This is a genomic window from Collinsella aerofaciens (genome assembly GCF_027679495.1).
GTDB classification, from domain to species: domain Bacteria; phylum Actinomycetota; class Coriobacteriia; order Coriobacteriales; family Coriobacteriaceae; genus Collinsella; species Collinsella aerofaciens_AK.
In genome coordinates this window covers 25,907-45,107 of sequence record NZ_JAQEKC010000009.1, presented here as the reverse complement: position 1 = coordinate 45,107, position 19,201 = coordinate 25,907, and the positions used below count along the sequence as shown (strand labels likewise).

At 58.9% G+C, this 19,201-nt stretch carries 16 protein-coding genes; 15 read left to right on the top strand and 1 reads right to left on the bottom strand.

Features of this window, described 5'->3' with window-relative positions:
- Window positions 1–25: 25 nt before the first annotated feature.
- The 14 genes from PGW49_RS04860 (at window position 26) to PGW49_RS04795 (ending at window position 17,075) form a co-directional block, all read left to right on the top strand.
- On the top strand, window positions 26–478 hold the full coding sequence (locus PGW49_RS04860; protein WP_006235830.1) for a single-stranded DNA-binding protein: 453 nt from the start codon (window positions 26–28) through the stop codon (window positions 476–478).
- A 72-nt stretch (window positions 479–550) separates the two neighbouring features.
- Window positions 551–817, top strand: coding sequence for a 30S ribosomal protein S18 (gene rpsR, locus PGW49_RS04855; protein ID WP_006235829.1), 267 nt, complete (start codon window positions 551–553; stop codon window positions 815–817).
- A gap of 15 nt (window positions 818–832) precedes the next feature.
- On the top strand, window positions 833–1,372 hold the full coding sequence (gene rplI, locus PGW49_RS04850; protein WP_022094073.1) for a 50S ribosomal protein L9: 540 nt from the start codon (window positions 833–835) through the stop codon (window positions 1,370–1,372).
- 219 nt (window positions 1,373–1,591) lie between these two features.
- Entirely contained in the window at window positions 1,592–2,989 is a 1,398-nt protein-coding gene (gene dnaB, locus PGW49_RS04845) for a replicative DNA helicase (protein WP_006235827.1), read from the top strand.
- A gap of 93 nt (window positions 2,990–3,082) precedes the next feature.
- The gene (locus PGW49_RS04840) at window positions 3,083–4,369 is read left to right on the top strand and encodes an adenylosuccinate synthase (protein WP_055251352.1); all 1,287 of its coding nucleotides are present in this window, start codon (window positions 3,083–3,085) and stop codon (window positions 4,367–4,369) included.
- Window positions 4,370–4,487: 118 nt separating this feature from the next.
- Window positions 4,488–5,792: a phosphoribosylamine--glycine ligase gene (gene purD / locus PGW49_RS04835; RefSeq protein WP_152068586.1), complete on the top strand. Its 1,305-nt coding sequence runs from the start codon at window positions 4,488–4,490 to the stop codon at window positions 5,790–5,792.
- 21 nt (window positions 5,793–5,813) lie between these two features.
- Window positions 5,814–6,509, top strand: a complete 696-nt coding sequence (locus PGW49_RS04830; RefSeq protein ID WP_192923913.1) for an NUDIX domain-containing protein — start codon at window positions 5,814–5,816, stop codon at window positions 6,507–6,509.
- A gap of 184 nt (window positions 6,510–6,693) precedes the next feature.
- A complete protein-coding gene (locus PGW49_RS04825) occupies window positions 6,694–8,466 on the top strand; it encodes an ABC transporter ATP-binding protein (protein ID WP_161144962.1) in 1,773 nt (590 codons plus the stop codon).
- Window positions 8,467–8,485: 19 nt separating this feature from the next.
- A complete protein-coding gene (locus PGW49_RS04820; protein ID WP_161144963.1) occupies window positions 8,486–9,451 on the top strand; it encodes a hypothetical protein in 966 nt (321 codons plus the stop codon).
- Between the two features lie 206 nt (window positions 9,452–9,657).
- On the top strand, window positions 9,658–11,097 hold the full coding sequence (carA, locus tag PGW49_RS04815; RefSeq protein ID WP_270225752.1) for a glutamine-hydrolyzing carbamoyl-phosphate synthase small subunit: 1,440 nt from the start codon (window positions 9,658–9,660) through the stop codon (window positions 11,095–11,097).
- 1 nt (window position 11,098) lies between these two features.
- Complete coding sequence (gene carB, locus PGW49_RS04810; RefSeq protein WP_161144965.1) at window positions 11,099–14,413, top strand: carbamoyl-phosphate synthase large subunit; 3,315 nt, start codon at window positions 11,099–11,101, stop codon at window positions 14,411–14,413.
- 550 nt (window positions 14,414–14,963) lie between these two features.
- Window positions 14,964–15,440 carry a PTS sugar transporter subunit IIB gene (locus PGW49_RS04805; protein WP_195361676.1) on the top strand — a complete coding sequence of 159 codons (477 nt, stop codon included), beginning with the start codon at window positions 14,964–14,966 and terminating at the stop codon, window positions 15,438–15,440.
- Between the two features lie 14 nt (window positions 15,441–15,454).
- Complete coding sequence (locus PGW49_RS04800; protein ID WP_006235817.1) at window positions 15,455–16,231, top strand: PTS mannose/fructose/sorbose/N-acetylgalactosamine transporter subunit IIC; 777 nt, start codon at window positions 15,455–15,457, stop codon at window positions 16,229–16,231.
- Window positions 16,215–17,075: a PTS system mannose/fructose/sorbose family transporter subunit IID gene (locus PGW49_RS04795; protein ID WP_195239961.1), complete on the top strand. Its 861-nt coding sequence runs from the start codon at window positions 16,215–16,217 to the stop codon at window positions 17,073–17,075. The genes PGW49_RS04800 and PGW49_RS04795 overlap by 17 nt, the downstream gene beginning before the upstream one ends.
- Here PGW49_RS04795 and PGW49_RS04790 read toward each other — a convergent pair.
- Complete coding sequence (locus tag PGW49_RS04790) at window positions 17,072–17,827, bottom strand: GntR family transcriptional regulator (RefSeq protein WP_195239959.1); 756 nt, start codon at window positions 17,825–17,827, stop codon at window positions 17,072–17,074. The genes PGW49_RS04795 and PGW49_RS04790 overlap by 4 nt on opposite strands.
- Before the next feature lie 124 nt (window positions 17,828–17,951).
- Here PGW49_RS04790 and PGW49_RS04785 point away from each other — a divergent pair, with 124 nt between their 5' ends.
- Window positions 17,952–19,019 carry an alpha/beta hydrolase gene (locus PGW49_RS04785; RefSeq protein ID WP_195239957.1) on the top strand — a complete coding sequence of 356 codons (1,068 nt, stop codon included), beginning with the start codon at window positions 17,952–17,954 and terminating at the stop codon, window positions 19,017–19,019.
- The last annotated feature ends 182 nt before the right edge of the window (window positions 19,020–19,201 follow it).

Here is a 19,201-nt window from a genome sequence, read left to right as displayed (position 1 = left end):
GTGCCCCAAGAGGAAGTAGTGAGTTATGAGCATCAATCGAGTGAACATCACCGGTAACCTCACCCGCGATCCCGAGCTGCGCGCCACCGCCGGCGGAACCCAGGTTCTGTCCTTTGGCGTCGCCGTGAACGATCGTCGCCGCAACGCGCAGACTGGCGAGTGGGAGGACTATCCCAACTTTGTCGACTGCACCATGTTCGGCACCCGCGCCGAGGCCGTGAGCCGTTTCCTGGCAAAGGGAAACAAGGTCGCGATCGAGGGCAAGCTGCGCTACAGCTCTTGGGAGCGCGACGGCCAGCGCCGGAGCAAGCTTGAGGTCATCGTCGATGAGATCGAGTTTATGAGCTCCCGTGGTGGCCAGGGTGGCTACGATCAGGGCGGTTACGCCCCCGCAGCGCCCGCGCCCGCAGCACGTCCTGCCGCACCGGTGGCCACGCCGCCTGCGGTCGACGTCTACGATGAGGACATCCCGTTCTAAGGGTTGTTCACCTATTTTTGAGTGAGAGGCGGCTTCGGTTCGCCGAAGTTGCCAAATGAAAGGTATTTTGACATGGCTAATGATTTTTCTGCACGTCAGCCGCGTCGTAAGTACTGCCAGTTCTGCAAGGAGAACACTGAGTTCATCGACTATAAGGACACTCAGCTTCTCCGTAAGTACATGACCGACCGTGGCAAGATCAAGCCCCGTCGCGTCACTGGCGCTTGCACGCAGCATCAGCATGACATCGCCAACGCCATCAAGCGCGCCCGCGAGATGGCTCTCCTGCCGTACACCGTCCCCGTGGTTTCCTCTCGTGGCAACCGCGACCGCGGCTAAGAAGGGAGACGCATCATGAAGGTTATTCTTCTCGATGAGATCAAGGGCAAGGGCGGCGAGGGTGACGTCGTAGAGGTCGCTCAGGGTTACGCTGAGAACTTCCTGTTCCCCAAGAAGCTCGCTGTTGCCGCCACCAAGGGCAACCTCAAGCAGCTTGACGAGCGTCGCAACAACATCGCCAAGCGCGAGGCCGTCCGTCTGGCTACCGCCAACGAGACCAAGGCTGCCTTCGAGGGCAAGACGGTCACCGTTGACGTCAAGGTCGGCGACGAGGGCATCCTCTTTGGCTCCGTTACCGCCGCTATGATCGCTGACGCCATCAAGGCTCAGCTCGGTATGGACATCGACCGCAAGCGCGTCGAGCTCGGTAAGCCCATCAAGGTTGCCGGTGCCCACACCGTTGCCATCTCGCTGTACCGCGAGATCAAGGCCGAGGTTGTCGTTCTCGTCGGCGTTACCGCCGAGGAGCTCGCTGCCGAGGCTGAGGTCGAGGAGGCCGCTGAGGTCGCCGAGGCCGAGACCGCCGAGGTCGAGACTGAGGCTGCTGCCGAGTAGCATTTGCTGCAACGCAACAATCTTGTTCTAAGAAGGGCGCTCTGGGAAACCAGGGCGCCCTTTTGTTTTTTTGCGCTGAGTGAGTGTCATAGTGAACGTCGCGTCGAAGTCCTGTGTACAGGACCGTTCATCCGTTTGGTTCGGTGATGATTGGCCGCGTGCGGCGCGTTTTGGGACCGTGGCTGATACTATGGATGCTCGCAAGCGATATGAATGAGGATGCTCATGGCATATGACGATAGGGAGACCGGGCTGACGGTTGAGGACCGCGGCTCAAAGTTGGGTCTTCCCCAAAACCAAGATGCAGAGGCCAATGTACTGGCCGCTATGCTGCTATCGCCCGAGGTGGTCGAAGAGGCCCAGGTCGAGCTGCAGCCCGATGACTTCTACCGGCCCATTCATAAGACCATCTATACCGCGATGGTCGATATGTACAACAGCCGCATTCCCATCGACTCCATCTCGCTGATCGATTACCTGCGAAGCATCAACAAGCTCGATGCCGTGGGTGGCGAAGCGTACATTTTGGAGTTGATGGGTCAGACCCTGTCGCTCGTGAACTGGCAGCACCATGCCGCCATCGTCCGTCGCGACTCGATGCTGCGCGAGCTGATCGGCGCCACCAACGAGATTAACGCGCTGGCCTATAACGCCCCCACCGACACCAAAGAGGTCGTGGAGCTGGCCGAGAGCAAGCTGCTCAAGGTTACGGCACGCGAGGTCAAGTCGAGCTACAAGACGCTGACCGAGTTTATGGTCGAGGCCTATAACGAGGCCGAGGAAGTGTGCCAGGCCGGTGGCCAGGCTGCGGGCGTGCCCACGGGCTTCCCGTCGCTCGACCGCATGCTCATGGGTTTTCGCGAGGGTCAGCTCATCATCATCGGCGCCCGTCCTGCCGTGGGTAAGACGTCGTTCGCTCTGAATCTGGCGCTCAACGCTGCCGCTGCCGGTTATACCGTCGGCTTCTTCTCTCTGGAGATGTCGGGCAAGGAAATTGCCCAGCGTCTGATTTGCGCCTACGCCATGATCTCGATCAGTGACTTCCGCATGGGTCGCATTAGCCCCGAGCAGTGGGCCAATATCAACGAGGCCACGCAGACCTTGTCCAAGCTCGATATTCTGATTGACGATACGCCCGGCACCACAGTGACCGAGATTCGCGCCAAGAGCCGCCGCATGCTCCATAACAAGGAGAAGGCAATCATCATCCTGGACTACCTGCAGCTGGTGAGTCCCCCACCGGGACGCCGCTCCGAGAGCCGTACCGTCGAGGTTTCGGAGATGTCGCGTGGTCTTAAGATCATGGCCAAGGAGCTCAAGATCCCGCTCATCGCGCTGTCACAGCTCTCGCGTCAGGTCGAATCCCGTACCGGCAAGCGCCCGCAGCTTTCCGACCTTCGTGAATCGGGCTCCATCGAGCAAGACGCCGATATCGTTATGTTCTTGGACCGCTCCGCCGACGAGGCCGAAGCCTCGCGCGACGATCGACCCGACGAGGGCGTTACGCGTATCGTCGTGGCCAAGAACCGTTCGGGCCCGATCGGCGACGTCGACCTGATGTTCCTGCCGGCATCTACCAAGTTCTATGAGCTTGATGGGGCACATGCCGAGGAGTAGGACAGGCGCCCGTTGCACGGGTATACTGGGAATGTTTTGTGCTTCTGCGTGCCGGCGTGGCGCGCAGACAGTCCATGAATGTAAGGAGTAAACATGCCGTCAACCGTTTTGGTCGGTGCCCAGTGGGGCGATGAGGGCAAGGGTAAGATTTGCGACCTGGTCGCCGGCGACTTCGATGCCGTCGTGCGCTACTCGGGAGGCAACAACGCCGGCCACACCATCGTCGTCAACGGCAAGAAGTACGGCCTGCACCAGGTGCCCTCCGGCATCATGTATTCCGACCACGTGTCGGTGATCGGTAACGGCTGCGTCGTCAACCCCAAGGTTGTCCTTGAGGAGATCGACATGTTCGAGGCCGACGGCATCACCACCAAGAACCTCAAGATTAGCGGCAACGCGCATGTCATCATGCCGTACCACATTGATCTGGATGGCGCCTTTGAGCAGAAGCTCGGCAAGAAGAACATCGGTACCACCAAGCGTGGCATCGGTCCGTGCTATCAGGACAAGATGGCCCGCATTGGCCTGCGCATGCAGGACATGCTGGATGAGGCGCTGTTCCGCGACAAGCTGGAGACCGCTCTCGCTCGCGTGAACCCCGAGCTCGAGCTCATCTACAACCTGCCCACCTACACCGTGGACCAGATTTGCGACGAGTACCTGCCGATGGCCGAGCGCCTGCGCCCCTACATCACCGAGACGAGCCTGCTGCTCAACAACATGATCGACGAGGGCAAGGACCTGCTGTTTGAGGGCGCCCAGGCGACGCTGCTCGACATCGACCACGGCACCTATCCGTACGTGACGTCTTCCAACTGCACCGCCGGCGGCGCCATTACCGGCTCCGGCGTGGGCATGAAGAACGTCGACCGCGTGCTGGGCGTCATGAAGGCCTATATCACCCGCGTCGGTTCGGGCCCCATGCCCACCGAGCTTTCCTATGAGTCCGAGGCCGGTCACACGCTGACCGAGGAGGGCTACGAGTACGGCGTGACCACCGGTCGCCGTCGTCGTTGCGGCTGGTTTGACGGCCCTATCGCCAACTATGCCTCGCGCGTCAACGGCCTCACCGACATCGCCCTGACCAAGCTCGACGTGCTTTCGGCCTTCGACACCATCAAGGTGTGCGTGGCCTACGACGTCGATGGCGAGCGTTACACGAGCGTGCCCGAACACCAGGTGCGCTTTGAGCATGCCAAGCCCATCTACGAGGAGCTCCCTGGCTGGAAGTGCGATATCACCGGTTGCCGCAGCTTTGACGAGCTGCCGCAGGAGGCTCAGGACTACGTGGCGTTTATTGAGGATCTGGCACACACCCGCGTGACGTTCATTGGCGTTGGCGCTGGTCGCGAGCAGATCATCAACCGATTCTGGAAGTAATCGGGACTATTTGGTTATTGCGATATACCCCTTTGCAGCCCGGACGGGCGGCCGAGGGGTATATTTGCTTGCAAAGGGCTCGCGCGGAGCGGGCCATTCATCCATAGAGGAGGCACCCTTGAAGGCGGACACTCAAACCATCGACATCCTGTTGTTGGGCAGCGGCGGCCGTGAGCATGCTTTGGCAGCTAAGCTCGCAGCATCACCGCGCGCCGGCAAGCTCTACATTGCGCCGGGTAACGGCGGCACCGCGAGCTGCGGCGAGAACGTTGTTCTCGACGACTGCGATCCTGCGGCCGTGGCGGCGTTTGCGCAGAGCCACGGATGCGGACTCGTGGTAATTGGCCCCGAGGCTCCGCTCGTGGCGGGCGTGGCCGACGCCGTGCGCGCGGCGGGTATTCCCTGCTTTGGCCCGGGTGCCGAGGGCGCCCAGATGGAGGGCTCCAAGCTGTTCTCCAAGCAGCTCATGGAGCGTGCGGGCATTCCGACGGCAGCCTATGGTTCGTTTACCGACGAGGCTTCGGCTCTCGCCTACGTGCGCGAGCAGGGCGCCCCGCTGGTCGTCAAGGCCGACGGCCTTGCCGCGGGCAAGGGCGTTATCGTGGCGACCGAACTTGAGCAGGCCGAGGAAGCCGTGCGCGAGTGCTTTGGCGGCACCTTTGGCGATGCCGGCAACACCGTGGTTATCGAGGAGATGCTCGTTGGTCCCGAGTGCTCGCTGCTGGCCTTTACCGACGGCAAGACCGTGCGCCCCATGGCCACCTCGCAGGACCACAAGCGCGCGCTCGAGGGCGACAAGGGCCCCAACACCGGCGGCATGGGCGTCTACAGCCCGGTGCCCATCGTGACTGACGAGGAGCACGCCACCATGGTGAAGGTCATGGAGCAGACCGTGGCCGAGCTCGCTGCCGAGGGTATCGACTACCGCGGCTGCCTGTACGGCGGCTTTATGCTCACGCCTGCCGGCCCCAAGGTACTGGAGTTCAATGCCCGCTTTGGCGACCCCGAGACGCAGGTCGTGCTGCCGCGCCTTAAGAACGACCTGGTCGAGGTCATGCTCGCCTGCGCCAACTGCGAGCTCGATCAGATTGAACTCGACTGGCGCGACGAGTGGGCCGTGGCCGTTGTCCTGACGAGCGCGGGCTATCCCGGCAGCTACGAGAAGGGCAAGGTCATCACCGGTATCGCCGATGCCGAGGCCATGGAGAACGTGACCGTGTACCACGCGGGCACTGCCGTGGTGGACGGCCAGCTCGTGACCAATGGTGGCCGCGTGCTTGCCGTGACCGCTCTGGGCGACACGTTCGAGAACGCTCGCAACCTTGCCTACGAGGCCTGCGAGAAGATTGTTTTTGAGGGCAAGACCCTGCGCCACGACATCGGCCTGCGCGCGCTGCGCGGCCGCGACGCCTGGGATGCCTAAAATCCGAGAGGAATGAGACGGATGGACGAGAAGAACGAAGAGCTCGTGGACGCGCAGATCGTCGAAGAGGACAGCCGCATGTATGGGCACGCCGAGGGCGAGCCTGGTGGCGAGGTCGCTGACGAGCCGGCGCTGGTGCTGGGCGACGACGACCCGCACGATACCGAGCTGCACGAGAAGATTCTTTCGGAGGAGTGCGCCTGGAAGGGCAAGATCCTCGACGTCCACCGTCTTGAGGTTGAGCTGCCCAACGGTCACCGCAGCGCCCGCGATATCGTTCGCCATCCGGGTGCGGCGGCCGTTGTAGCACTGACCGAGAGCGGCAAGATCATACTGGTGCGTCAGTACCGCACCGCCATCGACCGCGTGACGGTCGAGATTCCCGCCGGCAAGCTCGATCCAGGCGAGGACCCGCTCGATTGCGCCAAGCGCGAACTGCATGAGGAGACGGGCTTTAGGGCTGGTCGTATTCGCTTTTTGACGTCGATTGTCACGTCCTGCGGTTTTTGCGATGAGATCATTCATATCTACCTGGCCACCAAGCTCGAGTTCGACGCGCCCAACCCCGATGATGACGAGTTTGTCAACGTGGACCTGGTGCCGCTGCACGAGCTGATCGACGCCGTGCTCGACGGCAAGATCGAAGACGCCAAGACCGTCGTAGGCGCCTTGGCCTGCGATAGCATCGCGCACCGACTAGGCGGAGCGGAGCTTTAACGAGCGGGGATGATCCCGCAGGTTTGTGTAAGTCAGCGAAAGTGCTCCATTTGAGACAAGGTGGCCTAAAAGAGGAGGGAAGCGTATGGATATACGCGACCGACGATTGAAGGCCAGATTGTCCAAATGGAGCACTTGCAGCGTCGAGACGAAACGCGGTTTGGTAAAACCGCGTAAGGTGATTATGTTTAAGAGGTTTCTTTCGTATTACAAGCCCCAGATGGGGCTTTTTGTTGCTGATACTGTTTGCGCTCTGGTGCTTGCCGCCATTGACCTTGCGTTTCCCATCATTCTGCGCAATCTGACCGGTGGGCTGTTTACTCAGGGTCAGGCTGCTATTATGCAGGCGCTCGGTATGATCGCGGTGGGCTTGGTGCTGATGTATGCCATCCGCTGCGCCTGCCGCTACTTTGTGAGCTATTGGGGTCACGTGATGGGCGCGCGCATGGAGTCCAAGATGCGCGAGGACCTGTTCGACCAGTATGAGCGCTTTAGCTTTGCGTACTTCGACCGCAACAGCTCGGGCGACATGATGAGCCGCGTGGTCAACGACCTGTTCGATATCTGCGAGGCGGCGCACCACGTGCCCGAGTGGATCATCATCTGCGGCATCGAGATTATCGGCTCGTTTGTGATTCTCTTTACCATCGCCCCGGTGCTGGCGCTCGCCATGGCCGTGGTGACGGCGGCGTTTGCGGTCATCATGTTTTGGCAGAACATGCGCATGCGCGAGGTCTTTAGCGACAACCGCAAAAAAATCAGCGGCATCAATGCGCAGCTGCAGGATTCGCTGGCGGGCATGCGCGTGGTCAAGAGCTTTGCCAATGAGGAGACCGAACGCTTCAAGTTCCGCGCCTCCAACAATCGCTATCTTTCGTCCAAGGAGAACATGTATCACGCCATGGGCGTCTATACCGCGACGTATGGCCTGCTCTCGGGTGTGCTCTATGTGATCGTGGTGCTGCTGGGCGGCTGGCTGGTCGCCCAGGGACAGCTGCAGGCGGTCGATATGGCGACCTTTGCACTCTATATTTCGCTGTTCTGCACGCCGCTCGAGACACTCGTCAATTCGGCCGAAACGTATCAGAAGGCTATTGCCGGCTTTAAGCGTATGGACGAGGTGCTCTCGACCGCGCCGGATATCCAGGACAAGCCGGGCGCCACGGATCTGCAGGTGACTGCCGGAGCCGTGGAGTATCACGACGTGTGCTTTAACTACGAGGATGTTGAGCTGGGCGAGGGCGATGCCGACGAGCGTCCCGTTATCGACCATATGGACCTGTCCATCAAGCCCGGGCAGACCATCGCTTTGGTTGGCCCTTCGGGCGGTGGCAAGTCCACGACCTGTTCGCTGCTGCCGCGCTTTTATGACGTGGCTGCCGGATCCATTAGCATCGACGGCCAAGACGTGCGCGATGTGACGCAGCAGAGCCTGCGCCGTGCCATCGGCCTGGTGCAGCAGGATGTCTATCTGTTTGACGGTACGATTGGCGAGAACATCGCCTACGGCAAGCCGGGCGCTACAGCGGAAGAGATCGCCGAGGCCGCCCGTCGCGCCAACATCGATGCCTTTATCGAGTCGCTTCCACAGGGCTATGACACGGTCGTGGGCGAGCGCGGCGGCCGTCTTTCGGGCGGACAGAAGCAGCGCGTTGCCATCGCGCGCGTGTTTCTCAAGAACCCCAAGATCCTGATTTTGGACGAGGCGACGAGTGCTTTGGATAACGAGAGCGAGGAGGCAGTCCAGGAGTCGCTCGAAGAGCTGGCACGCGGCCGCACCACGATTATCATCGCCCACCGCCTCTCGACTATTAAACATGCCGATGAGATTGCGACCGTTGAGCATGGTCGCGTTGTGGAGCGTGGCACGCACGAGGAGCTTCTCGCCCGTGGCGGCACCTATGCCCGTTACTATCGAATGCAGTTCGAAGGTGCGCGTGCGCACGAGCTCGACTGATTGATATGACAGGAAGTTTATGGCTGACAAGAACCCTTTGACTCCGGAAGAAGTGACGGAGTTATTCTCCGAAATCGATGCATCCGGTGTCTTGGATCCCACGCTTGCCAAAAAGCGAACCGAGCGCATGCGTGAGAAGGAGGCTGCGGCCAAGCGCGGTGACAAAGCGGCGCTAGCGCAGCTGCGCAGCGAGGACCGCGCGAGCCAGGCAAAACATATCGACCCGCTGTCCGAGGACGATCCTTCGGGTTCGCAGGTGAGTCATACCATTACGAAGACCGCGATGGCCGTGGTCATCGGTATTTTGGTGTTGATCGTGGGCATGCAGGTCGGCTACGGCGTGATGCGTCGTCTGAACACCGCCAACCTGTCCGAGAGCGTTTCGGTCGATACCGTTTCGACGGCGCTGAAGGGCGGCCTTGAGTGGGGCAACGGCTTTACGCAGTTCCCACTCGACTTTACCGTCGATGAAGCCGATGAACGTACGGGCACGGTCGAGGTGACGGTGTTGGACACATCGTCTACCAACGAGCTCGAGCTGCTGTCCAATGGTCAGATCCAGGCCGCGGCGCTTGCGACCAACGCGCTGCTCAACGATAAGATCGACCGCGTGGTGTATAACGTTCACGCCTATATCGACGAGGATAGCAACATTCAGCACGATTCCTTCTTTGGCATGTTTCCCGCCCACGGCCACCAGAGCGCCATCCTGACGTTCGTGTGGACCAAGAGCTCATCCAACGCCACGAATATCGACTGGAAGATGCGCATCGTGAGTATGGATGACACCATCGCCGAGCGCATTCAAAAACAGGTGAACTCGGTGTCGTCGTTGATTGAGGACCCGGTGGTGAGCCAGACCAAGATTGACGAGGAAAAGACCGAACGTGACCTGGAGCATCGTCTGCATGGCCGCGAGATTTTCCGCGGCGGCAAGCCCGATCGCTCACCGTCCGATCTGCTGGAACAGGACAAGAAAAAGTAAGACGCCATCATCCCGCGTGAGCCACAAGCCCCGCGGGATGATTTTTCTGGGACGGGGATTAAAAAACATTATGCATAGAAAGTCATAATTATCATTTCGTAAACATTTCGATGAAATTAACGCCATGAGGCATGCTTGCGGTTACAATACCGCGAGGCCTAACTACACACCTTTAAGCCGGTCCTGTGAGACCGGGAAGGAGAATTATGGCGAACAACCATACCGCGGGCGCTGCCGCCCGCACCTTCGCGCCCAGCGAGCTTTGCCAGCGTATGCTGGCCAAAACCAGCAAGGGCACCTGCGGTCCCTGCATCCTGTATCTTGAGGATGGGACCATTTTTTATGGACGTGCATGCGGCGCCGAGGGCACCGCGACCGGCGAAGTCTGCTTCAACACCTCGCTCGAGGGCTACTTTGAGGTCATGACCGACCCGAGTTATGCCGGCCAAATCGTAACCATGACCTATCCGCAGATCGGCAACTACGGTATCGACGAGACCGACGTCCAGTCGGCCTTCCCCGGCGACGACGTGCGCCCTGCGAGCGCTCCGGCTATGCGCGGCATGATCGTTCGCGACATGTGCGCCACGCCTTCTAACTGGCGCTCGGCCGTCAGCGTGCCGGAGTACCTGCGCGCTCACGGTATCGTCGCTATCGAGGGTGTCGACACCCGCGCTCTGGTGCGCCATCTGCGCGACAATGGTTCCAAGATGGGCATTATCTCGACCGAGATCTTCGACGTCGACGAGCTTGCCGAACGTCTGGCCGCAGCGCCTACACTGGTGGGCGAGAATTTGGTCAAGACCGTGAGCTGCCCCGCGCCTCACGAGTTTGTGGCCGCCGACCTGCCTGCCACGCATGACTTTGCACTTGCTGCTGCCGCTCCTGCCCGTCACAAAGTGGTCGCCTACGACTGCGGTGTGAAGCGCGGCATTCTGGAAGGGCTGGTCCGCGCCGGCTGCGACCTTACCGTCGTGCCGTGGAATACGCCCGCGAGCGAGGTGCTCGACATGAATCCCGACGGCGTCTTTTTGTCCAATGGCCCCGGCGACCCCGACGCCGTGGTGGAGACCTACGAGCAGGTGCAGCAGCTGATCGGCAAGGTGCCGGTCTTTGGTATTTGTCTTGGTCACCAGATGATCAGCCTGGCCTGCGGCGCCCAGATGGAAAAGCTTAAGTTCGGTCACCGCGGTGGCAACCAGCCGGTCATGAACCTGGTAAGCCGTCGCGTGGAGATCACCGCACAAAACCATGGCTTTGGCCTGCTGTTCCCCAGCTTGGGCAAGCTTGTCCCCGAGCTTTCCGGCGGCGAGACCGAGCATGCGGCCGATGGAGATCTGCGCGTCTGGGTGCGCCGCGGAATCGCGCCGGTCGTGATGAACGAGCGCTTTGGCCGCATTCGCCTGACGCACGTGAACCTCAACGACGGCACCGCCGAGGGCATCCAGCTGCTCGACGCCCCGTGCTTCTCGGTCCAGTACCACCCCGAGGCCTCGCCTGGCCCCACCGATGCTCACTATCTCTTTACCGCCTTTACGCGACTCATGGACGGCGAGGAGAACTACCTGGACATCGACACCGCGAAGGACCGCCTGGCTGGCTGGATTTTTGCCGAGACTGCCGCGACCGAGACCGAGGAGAACTAACATGCCGAAACGTACTGACATCAAGCGTATCCTCGTCATTGGTTCGGGCCCCATCGTCATTGGCCAGGCCTGCGAGTTCGACTACTCTGGCGCACAGGCCTGCAAGGTGCTCAAGGAGGATGGCTTTGAGGTCATCCTGGTCAACTCCAACCCGGCGACCATCATGACCGACCCGGGTCTTGCCGACCGCACCTATGTCGAGCCCATCACCGCCGAATTTATCGAGCGCGTAATCAAGAAAGAGCGCCCGGACGCGCTGCTGCCCACACTGGGCGGCCAGACCGGTCTGAACGCCGCCGTCGAGCTGGCGAAAGACGGTACGCTCGACAAGTACGGCGTCGAGATGATCGGCTGCGACCTGGCCGCCATCGAGCGCGGCGAGGACCGCAAGCTCTTTAACGAGGCTATGGCCGAGATCGGCCTGGAGGTCGCGCGCTCGGGCTATGCCTACAGCGTGGCCGACGCCGAGGCCATCGCCGAGCGCGTGGGCTATCCCTGCGTACTGCGTCCGAGCTTTACTCTTGGCGGCGCCGGCGGCGGCATCGCTCATACCCACGAGGAGCTCGTCTCCATCGTGAGCCAGGGCCTCGAGCTCTCGCCTGCCCACGAGGTGCTGGTCGAGGAGTCCATCGAGGGCTGGAAAGAGTATGAGATGGAGGTCATGCGTGACCACGCCGGCAACGGCATCATCGTGTGCTCCATCGAGAACCTCGACCCCATGGGCGTGCATACCGGCGACTCCATCACCGTGGCGCCGGCGCAGACCCTTTCCGACCTTGAGTATCAGCGCATGCGTGTCGCCTCGCTCGCCATTCTGGAGAAGATCGGCGTCGAGACCGGCGGCTCCAACGTGCAGTTTGCCGTGAACCCCAACACCGGCCGCCTGATCGTCATCGAGATGAACCCGCGCGTGAGCCGCTCGTCCGCCCTCGCTTCCAAGGCCACGGGTTTCCCCATCGCCAAGGCCGCCGCACGCCTGGCTGTGGGCTACACGCTCGACGAGATCGTCAACGACATCACCAAGGCTACGCCCGCCTGCTTTGAGCCCACAATCGACTACTGTGTGGTCAAGGTGCCGCGCTTTGCCTTCGAGAAGTTCAAGGGTACCGACCCCACGCTCACCACGCGCATGAAGGCAGTGGGCGAGATCATGGCGATTGGCCGCACCTTCGAGGAGGCCTTCGGCAAGGCCATGCGTTCGCTGGAGGACGGTCACCAGGGTATCTGCGCCGGTGGCAAGGAGGGTGCCGACAAGCTGAGCGACGATGAGCTTGCTCAGGCCGTGGCAACCCCGACCGAGCACCGCATCTTCTTTGTGGTCGAGGCCCTGCGCCGCAGCTGGGACATCGCCCGCATCCATGCCATCTGCGGTATCGATCCGTGGTACCTCAACCGCATCAACGATATGGTGCAGGTCCAGGAGAGCATCCGCGGCCTGCGTGTGGAGGATATCGACGCCGACGCGATGCGCCTGCTCAAGCAGTACGGCACAAGCGACGCCGAGATCGCCGCGCTGACCGGCTCGGACGAGCGCTTTGTGCGCGCCTATCGCAAGGGTCTGGGAGTGGTTCCCAGCATGAAGACGGTCGATACCTGCGCTGCGGAGTTCTCGAGCGCCACGGAGTACCACTACAAGACGTACGAGAACATCTACCGCACGAGCCCGGATGCCAAGAAGTGCGTGGCTCCCGACGAGACCACGCCGGCGGACAAGCCCAAGGCGATGATCCTGGGCGCCGGTCCCAACCGCATTGGCCAGGGTATCGAGTTCGATTACTGCTGCGTGCACGCGAGCTACGCGCTGGCGGCCCGCGGCTTTGAGACCATCATGGTCAACTGCAACCCCGAGACCGTTTCGACCGACTACGACACGTCCGACCGCCTGTACTTTGAGCCGCTCACCTACGAGGACGTCATGGATGTCATCGATGTTGAGCGACCCGACGGCGTCGTGGTGACGCTCGGCGGCCAGACTCCGCTTAAGCTGGCGCGCATGCTCGAGGAAAGCGGCGTGAACATCATGGGCACCAAGCCCGATGCCATCGACTTTGCCGAGGACCGCGAGCGCTTCGCCGCTCTGCTCGACAAGCTGGGCATTATGTATCCGCCGGCGGGCCAGGCAACCTCGTTTGAGGAGGCCGAGGCCGTGGCCGCGCATATTGGCTATCCGCTGCTGGTGCGTCCGAGCTACGTGCTGGGCGGCCGCGGCATGATGATCGCCTACGATGCCGAGCATCTGCGCGATTACATGGCCGAGGCTGCGCGCGTTAGCCCCGACTACCCGGTGTATCTGGACCGCTTCTTGGAGGGCGCGATCGAGTCCGATGTCGACGCCCTGTGCGATGGCGAAGAGGTCTACATCGGCGGCATTCTGGAGCATATCGAGGAGGCCGGTATTCACTCCGGCGACTCTGCGACCTGCATTCCGCCGTTCAGCTTTAGCGAGAGCCTGCAGGCAAAGCTTCGCGAGACTACGCGCCGCATCGCGATGGCGCTGGGCGTACGCGGCCTGGTCAACGTGCAGTACGCCATTAAGGGCGAGACCGTCTATGTGATCGAGGCCAACCCGCGTGCCAGCCGTACCGTGCCGTTTATCTCCAAGGCTACCGGAGTGCCGCTGGCCAAGTGCGCGGCGCGTATCATGGCAGGCGATTCCATCGCCAGCCTGGGCCTGCCGAGCGACGAGCGTCAGCTCGATTGGTTCTGCATGAAGGAAGCCGTTATGCCCTGGGGTCGTTTCCCCGGTGCCGACGTTATCCTGGGGCCCGAGATGAAGTCGACGGGCGAGGTCATGGGTATCGCCAAGAGCTATCCCGAGGCATACGCCAAGACGCAGCTGGCGATTGACTACAAGCTGCCCGACCCGAGCGCCGGCAAGGTGTTCATCAGCGTGTGCGACCGTGACAAGCGCCACATCCTTTCGGTCGCGCGTATCCTGCGCTACCTGGGCTTTGATATCTGCTCCACCGAGGGCACGGCGCGCGTGCTGCGCGGCGGCAACGTGACCTGCGAGGTCGTGGAGAAGATTAGCGGCCCGCACGACGGCGAGCGTCCCAACATCGGTGACCTGATCGCCGATGGCAAGATCGCGGTGATCGTCAATACGCCGTACGGTCCGGGCTCGCGTGGCGATGGCTACCTGCTACGTACCGAGGCCGTGCGTCGCGGCGTGACCTGCGTGACCGCGATGTCCGCGGCCAACACGTATGTGAGTGCCATCGAGGCCGTGCGCGAGGACCAGCAGGGTCACGGCAGTGCCAACGACATGGGCATGGACGTCATCGCCCTGCAGGACCTGCCGCAGCACACGGTGTAGTTGACCTGGCCGGCCGGGGCGACAGCCGGACACTTTCTCTCGGAAACTGGGCTTCGCGAAGTTTTCCGAGAGAAAGGACCGCCTCCCGCCCCGGCCTGCGGTGATTCAATAGCACCGTGTGCTGCCGAAGGGGCTTTGCGCGATGACTAGGGCTGAATAGAAAATGAGTGCGGGCGCCGTCGTTCATTCGAACGACGGCGCCCACGTTATATAGGAGGGACTTTCAGCCTCGTCAACCTCCCATTCCAAACCAAATCAGCCAACGTACGTCATGGCAATATCCGGTAGGTCGCAGGGTGTCCCGCGGCGGGCTGGGTTATTTAGCTGAGCGACTTTGCGAAGCAAGGGGAGCGAAGATAAAAACCCAGCCCGCCCCCGACGCACTGTGTCTAGACGGATTGCACCTCCCCCTGTTTCTAGAGATAAATACCATTTAGCGGTGATATTCAACCGTTCAAGATATTGTGTAATGGCATATTACGTCATATGACGTAATATGCCATAAGCAGTCAAGGATGATTGTCTGCGTTCAAGTCGAGAAAGGGGCAAAATGATTAAACTGTGCCGCGTCGATAGCCGGTTAGTGCATGGGCAGACCGTGTTCTCTTGGTATCCAGCGCTTAAAGCAAACGCTATTCTTGTGGTTTCAGATGAGTACGCCGCAAGCAAAGAGCGAATTCAAGCGCTGCGAATTGCAAAACCCGCTGATGCCAAATTGGTTGTCAAAAGTGTAGAAGATTCCATCGTGGCCCTTAACGGAAGCGCGGTGGATAAATACGAGCTAATTGTTGTTACGGGAAATGTACATGACGCCTGTGAAGTTGCGCGTGCGTGTCCAAAAATAACGTCTGTGAATTTAGGCGGCGCTCGACCGTTGGGGGATAGCGTAAAGGAGCTTGGCCCTGCTGTGCGCCTTTCCCAATCCGATATTAATGAAATTAAGAAAGCCATGGCTGATGGAATCGAGTTCGAGGTAAGGCAGGTTGCTAGTGAGAAAAAACGCATCGTAACAAGTTTTGATTTGTAGGAAGAGAGAGAAATATGCTGCTTCAGGCTTTTCTGGTTGGTCTTGCTGCTGCTATAGGTCAATCGGATTATTTGCTCGGTACCGCGATGGTCGAGCGTCCGATTGTCCTCGGAGCGATTGTCGGTATTTTTTTGGGTGATATTCCGACTGGCGTTATTGTTGGTTTCCAGCTCGAACTCGCGTTTATGGGGGTCTGGCAGGTTGGTGCTGCCGTGCCGCCCAACGTAATTGTTGGTTCAGTTTTGGGAACAGCCTTTGCGATTACTATGGGTGCGGGTCCCGAGACCGCTCTGACTATTGCTATGCCCACTGCGGTGCTTGCCGGCATGTTTGACAGCCTTATGTATAGCGTTGTTACGCCTCCTATGGCTGTCTGGGCTGATCGTGGTGCCGAAAAGGACGACCCCAAAACGATTGCAGCCGCTATGTGGACCAATGGAATTCTCTACATCATTGCGCTTGGCTTGATTTGCGGCGTGGCTTTTTACGTTGGAAATGATGCTGTTCAGGCGCTGATTGACGCCATCCCTGATTGGCTTACGAATGGGCTTACGATCGCAACGGGTATTCTGCCCGCGCTTGGATTTGCGCAGCTTATGTCAATCCTGTCCACCAAGGAGCTGAGCTTCCTATTCTTTGGAGGCTTCTTGCTGAGTGCCTATCTAAATATTCCGACGATCGGTATCGTGGCGTTTTCGCTGATCCTGATTGGGATCCTCAATATGGCTCACATTTTTATGCCTGCCAGTGCGGCGGTCGCTAAGGAGGTTGACGATGACAACGAATTCTAATGATGTTCTTGAGCTCTCGCCGGAGTCAAATAAATCGACCGATAAGAGAATAACCAAGAAAGACTTAAAGGCGTTATTTTGGCGTAGCTTTCCACTCAACATCATGTGGAGCTTTGACCGACAAATGAACGTTGGTTTCTGCTACGACATGATTCCGGTAATCAAGCGGTTATACGATAAGCCCGAAGATCGGATCGAGGCATATAAGCGTCATCTTGAGTTCTACAATATTCAAGTTACGTTTAATCCTCTGGTCGCCGGCATTGTGGCCTCCATGGAGGAGGAGAACGCCAACAATCAGGACTTTGACGCCGCCTCAATTAACGCCATGAAAGCATCGCTTATGGCTCCGCTTTCCGGTATTGGAGATTCGCTGATCGCCAGTACGCTTCGCATGATTGCGACGGGCGTTGTGACGGGACTTTGCCTTTCGGGCAGTCTGCTCGGCCCAATCCTGTTCCTGCTTCTTTATAATGTCCCAACGATCCTGATCCGCTGGTTTGGGCTTCAGTATGGTTATTCGCTTGGCAGTGGCATGATTTCAAAGCTGAACGATTCTGATGTAATGCGCAAAGTTACGTCCGGCCTGGCGATTGTGGGACTAATGGTAGTTGGTGGAATGGTAGCGACCACCGTTGCAGTTACCACTCCGCTCGCTCTTAACTTCGGCGACACCGCGTTTAAGTTGCAGGAAACGCTCGACGGGATATTCCCGGCTCTTTTGCCGCTCTGCGCGTTCGGAATCATGTGTCTTTGCAATAAGAAACAGGTCAAAATAATTTGGCAGATTGTGGGCATTCTCGCTGCTGGTATTGTGCTCGGCGTCCTGGGGATTTTGGGCTAGAGAAGGCGTCCATCTTTTGAGATGCTGAACTCGAAGGACGATGCGTCTGCTCGCCAAACGGTTTTTGAATAGTGGAGCGGCATCTCATCGCAGGCATATGTGACGTGCTCGACAACGCTCACGGGGGCTCCAACGATATAACCGAGAAGGCTTGCTTCTTGGAGCCCCGCTATTCCTGCGGTGATTTTGAGCTTCTCAATACCGGTTGCGATGCTGTAATGGTTGGCGATCAGGTCGAAAAGACTGGCATTGTCTGTGAGAAGCTCCAGCAGTCCGGGTAGAGTGCTCTGCGTTGCATAAACGGTGTCGATGGCGCAGGGGGCATTTTCGATATAAACCAAGCGCGCAACTCGTTGCACTACGGTTCCGTTGTCAATTTTGAGCTCCCGTGCAATGTGGGCATCAGCCTTGATTAAGCCTGTTTCCAAGATGGACTTGGTTGTTTTATCGCCGTATTGGGGGTCGGCGCTCAAATTGAAAATGGTGCTTGTTCCTCGTTTCAGGGTGAGCTTCGATGGGTTTACGAATGTTCCCTTGCCTCGCAGGCGGTAGAGCAAGCTTTGGTCAATGAGATTCTGTACGGCGCGTCTTACGGTGATCCTGCTTACTTTGTATTGCTTGCAAAGCTCGGTTTCGGTGGGAATCTGACTGCCGCCGGGGAGTTCGCCAGAAACTATTTTCTTGAGGATGTCGTTTTCAACGGTCTGATAGAGAAGTTCTGGCTGAGTGAACTCGTCTTTTGCTGCAGGCATGGTGGACCCCTTGGTTTTCAGTTTCTTTAGTACATAGATATACGACAACTGAGGACATCATAAGCCGTTATCTCAAAAGTTATGGAAATATCGATTTGGCGTTATTGCCGAGAGGGGATTTAAGATGGGTAGACAATACGACGAGGCGTTGATTGGTGCCATTTCCAGTCGCTCGTTTATAACCGAGAAGAGAGGGCTCGAGGTTCAAATTCGTCCGGTTCCTGATGATGAAAGAGAGCATGTGCTTGACCCACGAATTCTCGAGGTATCCCGCAAGAAGATGCGGAATGTTAGCATGTCTCCGAGCTGGACGAGCCTTATTGGAATGCGTCATCGCCCGGATAAGCCGACATACCGCCTACTCGATGGTGAGGTTCAGCGCGATGAGATCCTCATGGAGGCGGCCGATCGCTATATAGATTTATTCGTCTGGACGCCACCAAATCATAAGGAGGCAAGTCCGGCGCTTGTTTACCTGCACGGCGGCGCGTTTATGGCGGGGAATGTTCTGCAATTTGAACATCAGCTCGAGTTCATCGCCGAAAAGTCTGGTGCAGTGGTGGTTTATCCGGAATACCGCTTGGCGCCGGAGACGGCATTTCCGGGGCAGATCGAGGATTGCGTTCTTGCTCTTGATTATGTGCGCGAGCATGCCGCGGATCTCGGAATCGATCCTCATAAAATAATGGTCGCCGGCGACTCCGCGGGAGGAAGCCTTACTAATGCGTGTGTTCAGCTCAGGGGTGCTGGAGCTGTAGCCCATGCCTTCGAAATCTATCCTGAAGTCGACCTTGCGGGCGAACAGGGCGAGGGATATGAGGATTTTCCTGCGATAGCCGATCAGGAGGACGTTGCGCGTTTTCGCATCGACCATCTTCGCGATTCGGACGGTCCGATGGTCGAACTTTGCGCACACGGAAAAATGTCTCCTCATGACCCGTTGATTTCTGCGCTAATGCTTGAGGACTGCACTGATTTCTCCCCGGTGACTATCGTGACATCCGAATACGATCCGCTTCGTATCCCCGATGAAAAATGGGCTACAAAATTACGGTCTTCAGGAATCGATGTTGAGGTCATCGAATATGCCGGGTGTGACCATGGTTTTTTCGATCATTTTGGCGTGTACCCGCAATCGGAAGACGTGTGTTTGTTGATGGCCGAGAAGCTTAAAGAAATGGCTGCACAATAACGTCTCTCGGCGATAAGGGACTGAAGTCGCCTGTGTTTCTGCGTTTGTGGTTCTCGGTCTGATTATAAAAATGAGGCTTGCTCCTTGCCCGAGTGGGTGGGGAGCAGTTTGTTTTTTGTAGCGATGCGAGGCGAATGCCGCGTGCTTTAGATTGCCATTTTGCTTCGCTGTATACCACTTGA